Source organism: Ketobacter sp. GenoA1 (genome assembly GCF_003671475.1).
Taxonomy (GTDB): domain Bacteria; phylum Pseudomonadota; class Gammaproteobacteria; order Pseudomonadales; family Ketobacteraceae; genus Ketobacter.
This window is the reverse complement of sequence record NZ_RCHM01000042.1, coordinates 371,953-385,385: the sequence shown is the minus strand read 5'-3', so window position 1 is coordinate 385,385 and position 13,433 is coordinate 371,953. Positions and strand designations below refer to the sequence as shown.

Annotated in this window: 15 protein-coding genes; 2 read left to right on the top strand and 13 right to left on the bottom strand. The window is 52.2% G+C overall.

Features of this window, described 5'->3' with window-relative positions; all coding sequences use genetic code 11:
- Window positions 1-8: 8 nt before the first annotated feature.
- The gene (locus tag D9N13_RS15880; protein ID WP_290592067.1) at window positions 9-878 is read left to right on the top strand and encodes a DUF4123 domain-containing protein; all 870 of its coding nucleotides are present in this window, start codon (window positions 9-11) and stop codon (window positions 876-878) included.
- A 48-nt stretch (window positions 879-926) separates the two neighbouring features.
- On the opposite strand, the gene bfr is transcribed toward D9N13_RS15880, so the two are convergent.
- From bfr to D9N13_RS15850, 6 genes are all read right to left on the bottom strand, one after another.
- Complete coding sequence (gene bfr / locus D9N13_RS15875) at window positions 927-1,397, bottom strand: bacterioferritin (protein WP_290592065.1); 471 nt, start codon at window positions 1,395-1,397, stop codon at window positions 927-929.
- Between the two features lie 97 nt (window positions 1,398-1,494).
- Window positions 1,495-1,665 (bottom strand): (2Fe-2S)-binding protein, encoded by a 171-nt coding sequence (locus tag D9N13_RS15870; RefSeq protein WP_290592063.1) that lies wholly within the window; start codon window positions 1,663-1,665, stop codon window positions 1,495-1,497.
- Between the two features lie 96 nt (window positions 1,666-1,761).
- Window positions 1,762-1,974: a hypothetical protein gene (locus tag D9N13_RS15865; protein ID WP_290592061.1), complete on the bottom strand. Its 213-nt coding sequence runs from the start codon at window positions 1,972-1,974 to the stop codon at window positions 1,762-1,764.
- A gap of 200 nt (window positions 1,975-2,174) precedes the next feature.
- On the bottom strand, window positions 2,175-3,527 hold the full coding sequence (locus D9N13_RS15860) for a DegQ family serine endoprotease (RefSeq protein WP_290592059.1): 1,353 nt from the start codon (window positions 3,525-3,527) through the stop codon (window positions 2,175-2,177).
- Window positions 3,528-3,677: 150 nt separating this feature from the next.
- Complete coding sequence (locus tag D9N13_RS15855; RefSeq protein WP_290592058.1) at window positions 3,678-4,487, bottom strand: acyl-CoA thioesterase domain-containing protein; 810 nt, start codon at window positions 4,485-4,487, stop codon at window positions 3,678-3,680.
- Between the two features lie 27 nt (window positions 4,488-4,514).
- Window positions 4,515-5,018, bottom strand: coding sequence for a hypothetical protein (locus D9N13_RS15850; protein WP_290592056.1), 504 nt, complete (start codon window positions 5,016-5,018; stop codon window positions 4,515-4,517).
- Between the two features lie 126 nt (window positions 5,019-5,144).
- Here D9N13_RS15850 and D9N13_RS15845 point away from each other — a divergent pair, with 126 nt between their 5' ends.
- Window positions 5,145-6,137 carry a GlxA family transcriptional regulator gene (locus D9N13_RS15845; protein WP_290592054.1) on the top strand — a complete coding sequence of 331 codons (993 nt, stop codon included), beginning with the start codon at window positions 5,145-5,147 and terminating at the stop codon, window positions 6,135-6,137.
- A 122-nt stretch (window positions 6,138-6,259) separates the two neighbouring features.
- Here D9N13_RS15845 and D9N13_RS15840 read toward each other — a convergent pair whose 3' ends face one another.
- The 7 genes from D9N13_RS15840 to fadB all read right to left on the bottom strand — a co-directional run bounded on the left by D9N13_RS15840 (window position 6,260) and on the right by fadB (window position 13,271).
- Window positions 6,260-6,694, bottom strand: a complete 435-nt coding sequence (locus D9N13_RS15840) for a CBS domain-containing protein (RefSeq protein WP_290592052.1) — start codon at window positions 6,692-6,694, stop codon at window positions 6,260-6,262.
- Window positions 6,691-8,418, bottom strand: a complete 1,728-nt coding sequence (locus D9N13_RS15835) for a potassium channel family protein (RefSeq protein WP_290592050.1) — start codon at window positions 8,416-8,418, stop codon at window positions 6,691-6,693. The genes D9N13_RS15840 and D9N13_RS15835 overlap by 4 nt, the downstream gene beginning before the upstream one ends.
- Before the next feature lie 6 nt (window positions 8,419-8,424).
- Window positions 8,425-8,808, bottom strand: a complete 384-nt coding sequence (locus D9N13_RS15830) for a DUF6394 family protein (RefSeq protein WP_290592048.1) — start codon at window positions 8,806-8,808, stop codon at window positions 8,425-8,427.
- 32 nt (window positions 8,809-8,840) lie between these two features.
- Window positions 8,841-9,113, bottom strand: coding sequence for a TMEM165/GDT1 family protein (locus tag D9N13_RS15825; RefSeq protein ID WP_290592046.1), 273 nt, complete (start codon window positions 9,111-9,113; stop codon window positions 8,841-8,843).
- 3 nt (window positions 9,114-9,116) lie between these two features.
- A complete protein-coding gene (gene bluB, locus D9N13_RS15820) occupies window positions 9,117-9,779 on the bottom strand; it encodes a 5,6-dimethylbenzimidazole synthase (RefSeq protein WP_290592044.1) in 663 nt (220 codons plus the stop codon).
- A gap of 144 nt (window positions 9,780-9,923) precedes the next feature.
- Entirely contained in the window at window positions 9,924-11,099 is a 1,176-nt protein-coding gene (gene fadA / locus D9N13_RS15815) for an acetyl-CoA C-acyltransferase FadA (RefSeq protein WP_290592043.1), read from the bottom strand.
- A 24-nt stretch (window positions 11,100-11,123) separates the two neighbouring features.
- A complete protein-coding gene (fadB, locus tag D9N13_RS15810) occupies window positions 11,124-13,271 on the bottom strand; it encodes a fatty acid oxidation complex subunit alpha FadB (RefSeq protein ID WP_290592041.1) in 2,148 nt (715 codons plus the stop codon).
- Between the last annotated feature and the right edge of the window lie 162 nt (window positions 13,272-13,433).

Genomic DNA, 13,433 nt, shown 5'->3' with positions numbered 1-13,433 from the left:
GAGCGTTAATGGAAAGGTTGTTATTAAAGGAAAGCCAGCTTCGCCCAGCGCTGCTCGAGCATCTTGAACAAGCAGGCGGCGAGTCACTGTTTGCACTGGTGGATGGCACCGCGAATAGCGGTGCCCTGTACGAATTATTTCGCTATGCCCCTGACGCGGAATATCATCCACTTTTCCTCGGCACAGAACACGAACCTTGTTTGCCTCATTCGCCATATGTGGTAATGATCGATTCAACCCACCAGGATTTTATGCACCGGTGCAGCGATACACACCTGGGCATCGCCTGGTTTACCTCACCTTATTCGTTAAACCGGCAGGTCGACTTTTGGCAGAACCGTCTCTATTGTCGCTTGCCTGAAGGCAGCACAATGCTATGCCGATTCTGGAATGGTCATATTCTAAACCGTTATCTTGCGGCCCTTTCCGCTGAACAACACCGTGCCTTTCTGCCCCTGACAAACAACGTTTTCACGCCAGTGCGCGGTGAAAGACTCTGGCATCATCATGCACAACATGATGCACTTTCTTCACCGACAGTCGCTTCCGACAGCTGGACAATAGACGAGGCACAGTTGCAGCCGTTTGTCGCAGAATTCAAGCGCATCCAGCTCAACGACATTGAAGCGGCGCTTTGGGAGAGTATTCCTAACGTTTTGGATCGTATTCACCCCAATCTGCGCTCTCACCAGATCAGTGCGGGCCTGGTTTCAGGGCAACAGCGTGGAGTCAGCTATCATCAGGCGTTGAGCCGATACGTTGAATGCTATCTGTTATGGGGTGAGCACTTTTGGCGGCATCGCCTGTTCGAAGGGATATGGAATAAACCGGACACCGATAAGGCTTTTTTTCAGTGCCTGCTGGATAACATAGAGTAAAAGCGAACGAAGAGCAGGCTGCACAATTGCACCCTGCTCTTCGGTTTTCTAGCTTCCCATTTTGGATTGCAGGTAGTTCTTCATACCCACTTTTTCGATCAGCTCCAACTGGGTTTCCAGCCAATCAATGTGCTCTTCCTCAGATTCCAGAATATCAACAAACAGCTCCCGTGAGACAAAATCCTTGACCTTCTCACAATGACTGATCGCCTCTTTCAAATCGGGGACGGCATCCATTTCCAACTTGAGATCACACTCGAGCATTTCTTTGACATCTTCACCCACGCGCAGCTTGCCCAGGTGCTGATAGTTGGGGAGGCCTTCCAGCAACAGAATTCGATCCGTCAGCTTGTCGGCATGCTTCATTTCGTCAATGGATTCGTGGTATTCGTGTTCTGCGAGCTCATCCAGCCCCCAGTTTTTATACATCTTGCTGTGTAAGAAGTACTGATTAATGGCAACCAGCTCATTACCAAGTACTTTATTGAGGTGTTCAATGACTTTTGCATCACCCTTCATTTGGGCTCTCCTTCTACGAATATTCCAAACACCAGCAGGCGATTAGACCTTTCCGACAAAAGGTAACCCTTTAATCCGGTTATTGCAAAACTAAGTTTTATTGGGAAATAGCGTGTTGCCTGAGGCAATTTTTTGCGTCACTGCCACATTTTCCACACTGTGAAGCCACGCCAGTCTTGTCCCGCAGGGATTTATAATCGTTCACCCCAGACTTGGCTGCTTCCTGAATGGTCTTTTCGGTTACACCTTTACAAATGCAAACGTACATATCGGCACTTCCTTCCAAACGTAGGAGTAATACTATTGCAAATGATAATACATGTCAAATACAAAAGAATGACGTTTACATTTGGATGCGTCCGAACTAGGTGTCCTTCCGGGGCTGGCCCTCTTCTTCCTGTGTGCCCACTTCCTCGCTCACGAAATACACATCCGCATTGCCAAAACGGGCTGGCCCTTCTGTGGGTTGGTAGCGTTCGAGTTTCCTGCGTATATCTGCATGGGTGGCCAATGGCTTATCAACGCACTTTGCGCGCGCTCGGGTCTTGAACAGACGGGAGAGAAAGGACTTCTTCATAATGATATTAGGCTCGGATCATAAACAGCGAAGTTGGGCTATTTTATCCGTTCTTGGATTATTTTCGAGACAATAGTACTAAAAACCGGAACTTCTAGACACTTTACTTATATATCGAACAGTGGTGCCAGCGGGTGATGCTGGCCTCACAATTGGATCTGCACCACCGATTGCAGTGGCGCAGACCAGGCATCGCCGCCTTATTTCAGCACCAGGTAGAGCGCTGCGTTTCCCCGCAGAATACGTAACAGTAATTGATCTTTACTACTGGAAACCGCTTTCTTGAGATCGCCCAGATCCTCTACCCGCTGTTTGTTGGCACTGGTGATCACGTCGCCTTTGCGCAATCCCGCAATCTGAGCGGCCGATCCGGGCTGAAGGGACTGCACCACCACGCCTTTCGGTTCCTCACTGTCCGCCAGGTTTGCACCCTGAAGAAACTTATGCACGCTGCCACTGCTGGCAACACTGGCTTTCGCTTCACCTATGCGCACCGTCAGTTTTTTCTCATCGCCTTCGCGGATCAACTTCAGTTTCACTTTGTCACCCACAGGGAGAATACCCACCGCATTACGCAACTGCGCCGCGGATTTCATCGGCCTGCCTTCAAACTCGATGATCACATCCCCCTGCTTGATGCCCGCCTTGTCTGCAGCAGAACCCTTCTGCACTTCGGACACCACCACACCCTGCTGACCAACCAGATCAAAGGCCTCGGCCAGATCCGGCGTTAAATCCTGAATGATGACACCCAACTGGCCTCGTTTTACCTCACCGTGTTCAAGAATCTGCTCCAGGCTGTGACGTGCCATATTGGTTGGAATCGCAAAGCCTATTCCCACGTTGCCACCCGCAGGCGCAATAATAGCGGTATTAATTCCCACCAATTCACCATTCAGGTTGACCAACGCACCACCGGAATTGCCGGGGTTAATAGACGCATCGGTCTGGATAAAATTCTCATACCCTTCTATGCCGAGGCCGGTTCGACCAATGGCACTGACCACCCCGGTGGTAACGGTTTGACCCAAACCAAATGGATTGCCGATGGCCACGACAAAATCGCCCACCCGGGCCCGCTCGGAATCGGCCATTTTTACCTCATGCAAACCGTCGGCATCAATATCCAGTATGGCGATGTCGACATCCGGATCAGAGCCGACCAGTTTGGCGGCGAAGGTTCGGCCATCGTTCAGGGACACCTTAATTTCATCTGCCCCGTCTATGACGTGAAAGTTGGTAATCACCGTACCCTTGTCGGCATCCACAATGACACCGGAACCTGCACTTTGGGAACGCTTTTGCTGAGGGGCCTGGTGGTAGGGGCCCGGCCCGAAAAAATGCCGGAAGAACGGATCGTTCAGCAGCGGGTTCATTTGCTGACGGGTGGCAAAAGTCGAAATATTAACAACCGCAGGATTTACTTTCTCCAACATGGGAGCCAGCGAGGGAAGCTGATTACCATCCCCATCCTGCAAAGGCCAGACCGCCAAGGCAGGGGTGCTGGCCAGTATCATGATACAAAGGGTAAATATCCGCTGCTTTAGCTGCATTAACAACTCCTTGCACTGAGTCTGATAGTGGAATTTTCAGTTTCGACCCAATGACCGTTGATAAGTTCCAATACAAAAAAACATAGCAATGAGCAATCTGATGACCAGTCCGATGGCCAATTCAAAGCCCATTACACTGCCCACATAACTCTACACTCCGGGCTCCCCCATGGGCATAATGGTTTGACTGACCTGCCCAATGCGGCCTCGGGTATCGTATAACGTGGTAAGCACTTGGCCGACGCCGGTTGCATCCAGCAGCGCGGTGCTGTCAATACCTACCCATTCCCCTTCAGGCAAGCGGGAAAGCTGGAGAACGATGTCGGCATTGATGGTACCCAGATTGCCACCCAAGCGGAGCTGCCCAACGCCGTTGCCGAAATCCGATGCAAGCGCCGCCAGCATAAAGGGAGAATTAGACTGGCCCTCGATGATAGCCACCGGCAAGGCAATCCAGGCTGTGCCCCTGCCCTGCCCGCATAGAGCAGTCACCGGTCGCAGTTGGATCGTGGTGTGCAGACCGGGCGGCATGGAACCACCGCTGCCGAACAGTATGTCCCGAAATGAGACCGCCTCCAAATCATCCGGTGGTGTTATCTCAATGTTGCTTCGAGGAGCAAAGGCAGGCAGGGATAGCTCCTGTGGCTTTATAAACAGACAGTTTGCCACCGCGATGACCGTGTCATGAGAGAACAGACTGGCCTCCAGGTGGACAATACGATTGCCCTTGCGCCGAGTGCTTACGCTCACCCCCAATGGTGCTTTGGGAACGGGGCGCAGCAGGTCGATCGCCAGCTTTGCCGGTTGCCACCCTTCCAACCGGGCTTCCCGCTCCAGACAATACGCCAGCAATCCGGCCGGTGCCCCACCATGCAACATTGCAGGGTGCCAGGGACTGCCCGCCAGCGCCGTTGGTATAAAGGTATCACCCTGTACTGCGAATAACGTCTCGTCTGACACCGTCAGCTCCTATCACATTAACCCGGATTATCTCAGAAACCATTCTGTATAGGCCCCCAGAACCATGCTCAATGTACCGAACAAGACCGGCCATAACGCCAAATCACGCAATGAGCCGGTGACCCGGGCAAAGCCGGCAAAAAAGGCAATCAACAAATGGGTGAACAGCGTCAACCCCACCAACGCGCTATTACCGGCATCGTAGGCCAGGATGCCCCAGACCAAAGCAGCCGGCACCACTGACATGATGCCATCCCGCACGCTCTTTACATCCGCAAGGTTCGCCACATACAACACCGAGATGGATGCACTCAGGGCTGCAAAGAAGGTCAGACCAGGTTGCACCGGCAGGACCACAGCCCCACACCAGGCCAGCGCGGCACCCAGCATAACCCGCCACACAACATCAAGGGTCAAGGCAGCATTGTCATTGAAAGCGGACAGCAACATGCTCCGGCTTACCGGACAAGTCGAAACCTGCGGGGTGCTCATATCCCCAACATGACTGATCGAGCGGGTTGTTGTTGCCATAGTGCGTCCTCCTGTGTGGTAACGCGCGGTTTATAGCCTGAAACCAGATTAGCGCTTGACGCGGCGCTGCAAAAGTGGCATTTATGACAACATAAATGCTCAATTTGCCATTCAGGAGACCTTCATATGACTACAAAACTGGCAATATTCGCATATGACGGATGCTTATCGACTTCAATCACCGGCCCTACGGATGTCTTCCACATCGCCAACATTCACCAACGGGTACGCAAGGAAGACCCGGGAAACCCGTTGTTTTCCTGGAAAATCTATTCTCCTGACGGCAAACCGGTGAATACCTCTACCGGTATTACCATTGCTGTGGATGGCCGCTATGAAGAAGCGGGCAACCCGGACATTTGCCTGATTCCGGGCATCGATCATGCCTTTGGTTACGAAGTCACAAAAAAAACCGAGGAAATGCGAAGCTTGCTGGGTGGTTTGATCAAATCCCATCACGCCCGCGGTGCCGTTATTGCCTCCAATTGCAGTGGATCATTTCTATTGGCTGATACCGGGTTACTGGATGGCTATGAGGCAACCACCAGTTGGTGGCTGGCGCACCATTTCACCCATTCGTTCCCTAAAGTGCACTTACGGCTGGAGAAAATGGTTACCGAACAGAACAACGTTTACTGCTCTGGTGCGGTGACGGCATACATGCATTTGTGTATTCGTCTGATCGAGCGCTTTGCCGGCCAGAGCATTGCCAAGTGTTGCTCCAAAACGGTGATGCTGCAGAACAAGGAATCGACGCAGGCACCCTACATACCGGTGCCCCATCACTTCAAACAACCGGATGAGCTGGTAAAAAACGCCGTGCAGTGGATGCAGGAAAACCTGGCCCAGGAATTCCAATTGGATACCCTGGCCAGCCAATTGGCGGTGAGCCCCCGTACGTTTATACGACGGTTCAACCAGGCTACCGGTAAACCACCTAAACAATATTTTCAGAAGTTAAGGATTGACGAAGCCAAACGCCTGTTGGAGTCCACCGCACTGAGCGTGGACGATATCACTGAGAAAGTCGGCTATGTGGATGTCAGCTCTTTTCGCCGCCTTTTTAAAAGGGAAGTTGCGTTGTCACCAACCGAGTATCGAAAACGATTTTCACGCTAACAACCTCACCTCACTGAGCACGCAATGCACAGCTTAAAGGTTGGTGAACTGTGCCTGATGGCCAATGTCTGCCAAAGTGGAAACGATGCTGCCCGGTGAGGAAAGTTGCACTAACCCGTCCATCACGCGGCATCGTTCCCGTCTGGCTTGGATTTCAGTTTGACCAGCACGTCGGCAAATTTTCGAAACACATCATTGTGAGTTAATATACCGGCGAGTTTTTCATTTTTGGTGACCAGGGCCGAGCCCAGGTGCTTGTCTGCCATGACTTTGAGAACGTTTTCAAGGGCAGTGTGAATATCGACGACATAGGTGCGTGAAGTATAAATGTCCTTCACGTACAACTCGTCTTCCAGTGAAGCGCTACTGAACGGTGAAGCGACAAACTTAATATCCCGATCCGTTAACACACCCACAAGTTTTCCATCCTCCGTTACAGGCAGATGGTGGAAACCCTGCTTTTCCATCATTGCAATCGCATCCTGCAACGGCTCATTGATGTCGATGCTGTAGGGAAAAGGGGTCATGGTTGTTGCCAATGTGGGGACGTTCTTCATACCCTGCCTCCGGAGTCTTGCGATTGTTTCTTCTTATCGAACAGCCGCTTCCATAAATATCCGCCACCTTCATCATGGCCACTGATTACGTACCTTAACACATTGGAATTGCAGACTGTCCATAACATCTGATTCAGTACATGGCTGCGACCACAAAAGAGTATTTCGTCGTCGATACGCAGACAGAAATCCTCTTCCGGCAGCACATGGGCTTCCCCCTTGCGTACCACCATCAATGCCATCGACGGCAATTGAACACCGCGATTCTGAGGATGGGCGGATAAATGCTGTACTTTCACATTGCGCCCATGGCGCAGAGCTTCATAAATTGCCGGAGTCGTGGATTTAGTGATCGACAATGCCCAGCTATCCAGTGGGTTGTCACGCACCAACACATCGAAGCGATACACCAGTTTTTCACACCAGTCTTCATCCTTGTGCTTTATCTCTTCCAGAAACTGGATCAACAGCGGCGTTTTGATAAACACCATGATGCGCTGGGCAATGATCATATTGGGATCCATTATCATATTGATCTTGGCTGCCTGAAACACCGGAGCATTGTGGTGGCGGTTCTGACGCGACACCAGCATCAGGTTCTTCTTCAGATCACGGGCGGTTAACACGATGGACAAATTGTTGGCATCGTCCGCGGTGCCGGCAATGATACCAACCGCATTCTGTATGCCCGCCTCCAGCAAGGTGGGAGCTTCGGTTCCCAACCCCTTCACCACTCGATAATCCTCTTTAACATGCTGCCCTTCCGGGTCCGGTTCGATGATCACTGTTTCCAGGCCATGCTGCTCAAACCGACGTTGAATGGCTTTGCCCAAACGCCCGTAGCCGCAAATTATCCAACGGCCTTTTTCCGGCTTGACCACGGACTGTATAGATCGGTGCTGGGGGCTGATCAACCAGTTATAGGCCAGTTGGCGGTAGGGTGAAAACACAGCATTTGTTAAATATTCCGCAAAGGTTTCAAAGGGATCGATTACGTGGTCGGTGTTAAAGGATTTTAGATTACCGGCGTACTCCCGAGTTGCCACCCGGCTCAATACCATACGCTCAGGTGCCAGCAACTTACTGGCTAAAGCAATATACAGATTCACGTGATCGTCATCGGTCAAACACAGCACTCCGATGCAGTTCTCCTGTACTACACCCGCATCCTGTATCACATCCGGCTCACTGGCATCCGCACACAGGCTGGGTATATCAAAGGGGAGATTATCCAGCTCGAGGGCATCAATTCGGTTCTGCCTGAGTTCAACCACTACACTCTGAATGCCGCGACGAGACAAATCAGCCACCACTGCACTGCCGGTCAGGCCATAGCCACACACCAGATAAAAGGGTTCCCTAAGATGGTCGACCCGGTGCCGGAAGCGGTGACGCTGAATCAGATGAATAAACGTATGGTCGCGCAGTATTGCGATAACGGCACCAATACTGTAGATCCATCCCACCACTGTGGCGTAGATACAGAACAACGTCCAGAAACGCTGCAGGGCAGTAAATTCATAGGGGATTTCGCCAAAACCAATGGTGGATCCCATAAAACTGACAAAATAAAACGCCTCAAAAAAACTCATCCGATAGGCATTGCCCGCGGAATCCATGCCGGGGATCAACACATAGCCCAGAACAGAGATAGAGTAGATGACAATGAGGGTGATTAAAGGAGCCCGCAGGCGCCTCAGTATCAGGTAGGCAACATAATTCATGATGCGTTAGCGACGCACGGTGATGGTTTCCACGACCAACAACACCACCGATATCATATTCGCCAGCAAGGCCCCGCCGGACATGGACACAATGCTCGCAATCATATCCGGGCTGAGGCCGGCTTCACTGACGTTAGTGGCATAACCCCACAGGAATGCCGCCACAATCAACTGAAAATCCGCCACCAGACTGGTGGCCAGGAGCACCGCCCCCAGATGGGTACGATCACCAAATTTCATCACCGTTGCGATCAGGCTGATCACCAACGCCGCAAAGAGCTCATATACGTTGTGATGGTTTACATCGTGAAATTCACCCAGGAAAAACCCAAAGTTCAGGGTGGCGGCCAAGATAATAAAAAAGGCAAATATGACTTTTTCTGTATTCATTCGGGTTCCCCATCATCCTGCGGGTGTCGACCCTATCTGAAAATCAGCACCCATCCGCCTATCAGTATAAAGCCTATTCCGGCAATCATCGACAACGCTTTTTCACTGATAAACTGGGACACAAAGCTGCCGGCCGCCACACCGATGGCCGCCGCAACCACCAAGGCGGATGCCGAGGCAACGAATACAGTCCACTTACTGACCTCTTTGTCCGCAGCAAACAGCATGGTGGCCAGCTGGGTCTTGTCACCCAACTCTGCAAGGAAAACACTGATGAATATGGTCAAAAATACCCGCCAATCCATTCTCTACTCCGCATCTTGTTGACTAAACGAATCATAATGTACAACTGACTGCATGGATTTACGACGCTCCCACTGCAGCCGCTCCAATTCCGGCTCATCGTAAAACTCATCCACATACCCCAGACAAAGATAACCCACCAAGTCACGGTCCGGGGGCACTTCCAATATGCGTTTCACTTCGCCTGGATCAAGAATACTGACCCAGCCCATACCGATGTTCAGGCTTCTGGCCATCAGCCACATATTCTGGATCGCGCATACGACGCTGTAGCGGCCCACTTCATCCATGCTGGACTGCCCCAATACCGGTAATCCGGAGGGACGGTAAAACACCGCAATATTGAGTGGTGACTCGATGATGCCCTCCAATTTCAGGCGCTGGTAAAGCAGCGATTTGGCACCGGAGAACTGCTCAGCAGCTTTACTATTCTCGGCGGTAAAGCTGTCATGGACCGCCTGGCGCCGCAGCCTGTCCCGCACCAGAATAAACTCCCAGGGTTGGGAGAACCCAACAGAAGGGGCACTGAGTGCGGCATCAAGTATCTGCTGTACCGCCCTGTCAGGCAGAGGGTCAGAATGGAAGCGATTACCCCGCACATCCCGCCGCTGCAGCATGATTTCCTGCAGCAGGCTGGCTTCCTGCGAATTGAATCGACGCCCCTTCATGACAAAGACCATACTCTATTTGACTAAAAGTGCGGCGATTATAGAGATTTTCGGTGGAGGGTGAAACGGCAAAGGGCCGAATACCACCGCAGGCAGCGTTCGACCCTTTACCGGATCATGATTGGATGTCTGGATAATCCGGCGTTATACCCGCTCGATTACCGTGGCAATACCCTGCCCCAACCCAATACACATGGTGGCCAGACCCAGGTTGCCGTCTTTCCACTCCATTACATTGAGCAAAGTGCCAACGATACGGGCACCGGAACAGCCCAGTGGGTGACCCAATGCGATGGCCCCACCGTTCAGGTTGACCTTCTCATCCACTTTGTCAGCCAACTTGAGATCTTTCACGCAAGGCAGGCTCTGTGCCGCAAAGGCCTCGTTCAGTTCTACGTAATCGATATCGTCAATGGACAGGCCGGCACGCTTCAGGGCTTTCTGGGTGGCGGGTACCGGGCCGTACCCCATGATCGCCGCATCGCAACCGGCCACCGCCATTGAACGAATCCGGGCACGGGGCTTAAGACCCAGTGCCTGGGCACGCTCGGCAGACATCACCAGGATGGAAGATGCACCATCAGACAGGGCTGATGAGGTACCAGCCGTCACCTGGCCGTTTTTAGGATCAAATACCGGGCGTAACCCGGCCAGGCCTTCAACGGTGGTTTCCGGACGAATCACCTCGTCAATTTCACAGAGCACTTTGAAGCCATCCGCATTGTGGCCTTCAATGGGCACGATCTCATTGTTCCAGCGCCCTTCCTGGGTGGCTTCCCAGGCCAGACGATGGGAGCGGGCACCGAACTCATCCATGGCGGCACGGGAAATACCGTGCATGCGGCCCAGCATTTCAGCGGTGAGCCCCATCATGTTGGAAGCCTTGGCAACGTACTTGGACGCTTCCGGGTTGAGGTCAACACCGTGGGTCATTTCCACATGTCCCATATGTTCCACACCACCAATCACGAATACATCACCATTGCCGGTCTGGATGGATTGCGCGGCCGAGTGCAAAGCCTGCATGGAAGAACCGCACAAACGGTTTACCGTCTGGCCCGCAACAGAACGGGGCAACTCCGCCATGATGGCAATGTTTCGGGCAATGTTCATGCCCTGCTCCAGGGTTTGGTTGACGCAGCCCCAGATCACATCTTCTGTTTCCGCCGGATTCCAGTTCGGATTACGCTTCTGTAATGCGCGAATCAGTTCCGCAGACAGTTTTTCTGCACGCACATTTCGGAACTGTCCATTACGGGACTTACCCATCGGTGTACGGACAGCATCGACAATCACTACGTCTCTTGGATTCAAACTCATTTCTATGTCTCCTTGGCTATCCGCTTATTTGTAAAAAGATTCGCCGTTGGCGGCCATTTCACGCAGTTTTGCAGTGGGCTCATACAAAGGACCCAGATCCTTGTATTGGTCGCACAACTCTACGAATGCTTTCACGCCAATGGAATCAATGTATTTCAGCGCACCTCCGCGGAACGGTGGGAAGCCGATACCCATGATCAGAGCCATATCGGCATCTGCCACGGAAGAAACGATGTTTTCTTCCAGGCAACGCACCAACTCCAGACACATTGGAATCATCAAACGATCAATGATTTTCTGATCTTCGAACTCTTTAGGTGCAGCCACGTGGGGCTTGATCAGCTCATAGGTGGTTTCGTCGACCACTTTCTTGGGCTTGCCTTTCTTGTCGGTTTCGTACTTGTAGAAACCAACACCGTTTTTCTGTCCGTAACGCTTGTTCTCGAACATTACCTCAGATGCATCTTTATGATCGTACTGCATCCGCTCGGGGAAGCCCTCCGCCATCACTTCAGCAGCGTGGACACCGGTGTCGATGCCGACCACGTCCATCAGATAGGCCGGACCCATGGGCCAACCAAAGCGTTCCATGACTTTATCGACTTTCTGGAAGTCAGCGCCATCGCGCAATATCATGCCAAAACCGCCAAAATACGGGAACAATACCCGATTCACCAGAAAACCGGGGCAGTCATTCACCACTACCGGGGTTTTACCCATTTTCTTGGCGTAGGCCACAGTGGTGGCAACCGCTTCATCAGAGGATTTTTCGCCGCGAATCACTTCAACCAGCGGCATCATGTGTACCGGGTTAAAGAAGTGCATACCAACGAAGTTTTCCGGCTTCTGCAGCGCTTCTGCCAGCTTGGTGATGGAGATGGTGGAGGTATTGGAGGCCAGAATGGTGCCGTCTTTCACCTGCTTTTCCACATCGGCCAACACGCTCTGCTTGACCTTGACGTTCTCGACCACTGCTTCCACAACGATGTCGACACTCTGGAAATCACCGTAGTTCAAAGTGGGGCGAATGGATGACAGCACCTGACCCATTTTGGCAGGCTGCATCTTCTTGCGCTCTACACGCTTGGCCAGCAACTTGGTGGCCTCGGACATACCCAGCTCAAGAGCCGGTTCGTTAATGTCCTTCATAATGATGGGCGTGCCTTTGGATGCGGATTGGAAAGCGATACCTCCGCCCATGATGCCGGCGCCCAACACAGCCGCCAGGTTAACCGGCTTGGCCTGCTTTTCCCACTTGCTGGCTACTTTCTTCAGAATCTGGTCGTTCAGGAACAAGCCGATCAGTGAATCAGCAACGGAGGTGGTAGCTACTTTGGCAAACCCCTTGGCTTCCACTTCCAGCGCTTTGTCCCGGGTCATACCGGCGTGTTGCTGCATGGTCTGAACGGCCGCCATGGGTGCGGGGTAATTACGACCGGCCTGTTGCATAACCATGGCAGAACAGGTCTGGAACGCCATCATGTTTTCCATCGGGGGCAGCTTCAACGGCTCCAGCTTTTCCTGACGCTTGGCCCGGTAATCAATCTTGCCGGCGATACAATCTTTTACCAGCGACAGCGCTGCATCACGCAGTTTTTCCGGTTCAACCACGGCATCCACGACACCGTCTTTCAATGCTTTTTCGGGCTTGTGTTGACCGCCGGCGGCGATCCACTCAACGGCGTTGTCCACACCGACAATACGCGGCATACGAACGGTGCCACCAAAGCCGGGATAGAGGCCCAGCTTGGCTTCAGGCAAGCCGCACTGCGCGGCGGTGGACATCACGCGGAAGTCCGTGGCCAGACACATTTCCAGACCGCCACCCAGCGCAATACCATTCATGGCTGTCACCGTGGGAAACGGCAGATCTTCAATGGCATTGAACGCCTGGTTGGATTTGATGCACCAACCGGCGATCTCCTCCTCTGAAAGAGTGAAGAGTTCACCAAATTCGGTAATATCAGCACCCACAATGAATACAGACTTCGCACTGGTAACAATCATACCTTTAATGGAGCTGTCGGCTTTCATGGCTTGCGCTGCAGCACCCAGTTCTTCGACTGTCTGGCGGTTAAATTTATTGACTGACTCGCCTTCCAGATCGAAATTCAATTCTACTATGCCGTCTTCCAACGGTTTAACCGTTACGGCTTTTCCTTCATATATCATCAACGTTTCTCCCGCACTGGGTTAACGACTAGAGACTCATGTTATTGTTCAGTTTCAAACGATAGTTTGAAAGTGCAAGGCATGTTGCCGATTCCGACTGTTTTTGGCAAGTTTTTTAGGAGCCTTAGAAGAAAACTGTCACTCAAGAGCCGAATTTCGTCC

What these genes read in the sequence shown, in the direction of transcription:
- D9N13_RS15880 (WP_290592067.1), top strand. Translation starts at nt 9, where the DNA reads ATGGAAAGGTTGTTATTAAAGGAAAGCCAGCTTCGCCCAGCGCTGCTC.
- bfr (WP_290592065.1), bottom strand. Translation starts at nt 1,397, where the DNA reads ATGAAGGGTGATGCAAAAGTCATTGAACACCTCAATAAAGTACTTGGT.
- D9N13_RS15870 (WP_290592063.1), bottom strand. Translation starts at nt 1,665, where the DNA reads ATGTACGTTTGCATTTGTAAAGGTGTAACCGAAAAGACCATTCAGGAA.
- D9N13_RS15865 (WP_290592061.1), bottom strand. Translation starts at nt 1,974, where the DNA reads ATGAAGAAGTCCTTTCTCTCCCGTCTGTTCAAGACCCGAGCGCGCGCA.
- D9N13_RS15860 (WP_290592059.1), bottom strand. Translation starts at nt 3,527, where the DNA reads ATGCAGCTAAAGCAGCGGATATTTACCCTTTGTATCATGATACTGGCC.
- D9N13_RS15850 (WP_290592056.1), bottom strand. Translation starts at nt 5,018, where the DNA reads ATGGCAACAACAACCCGCTCGATCAGTCATGTTGGGGATATGAGCACC.
- D9N13_RS15845 (WP_290592054.1), top strand. Translation starts at nt 5,145, where the DNA reads ATGACTACAAAACTGGCAATATTCGCATATGACGGATGCTTATCGACT.
- D9N13_RS15840 (WP_290592052.1), bottom strand. Translation starts at nt 6,694, where the DNA reads ATGAAGAACGTCCCCACATTGGCAACAACCATGACCCCTTTTCCCTAC.
- D9N13_RS15835 (WP_290592050.1), bottom strand. Translation starts at nt 8,418, where the DNA reads ATGAATTATGTTGCCTACCTGATACTGAGGCGCCTGCGGGCTCCTTTA.
- D9N13_RS15830 (WP_290592048.1), bottom strand. Translation starts at nt 8,808, where the DNA reads ATGAATACAGAAAAAGTCATATTTGCCTTTTTTATTATCTTGGCCGCC.
- D9N13_RS15825 (WP_290592046.1), bottom strand. Translation starts at nt 9,113, where the DNA reads ATGGATTGGCGGGTATTTTTGACCATATTCATCAGTGTTTTCCTTGCA.
- bluB (WP_290592044.1), bottom strand. Translation starts at nt 9,779, where the DNA reads ATGAAGGGGCGTCGATTCAATTCGCAGGAAGCCAGCCTGCTGCAGGAA.
- fadA (WP_290592043.1), bottom strand. Translation starts at nt 11,099, where the DNA reads ATGAGTTTGAATCCAAGAGACGTAGTGATTGTCGATGCTGTCCGTACA.
- fadB (WP_290592041.1), bottom strand. Translation starts at nt 13,271, where the DNA reads ATGATATATGAAGGAAAAGCCGTAACGGTTAAACCGTTGGAAGACGGC.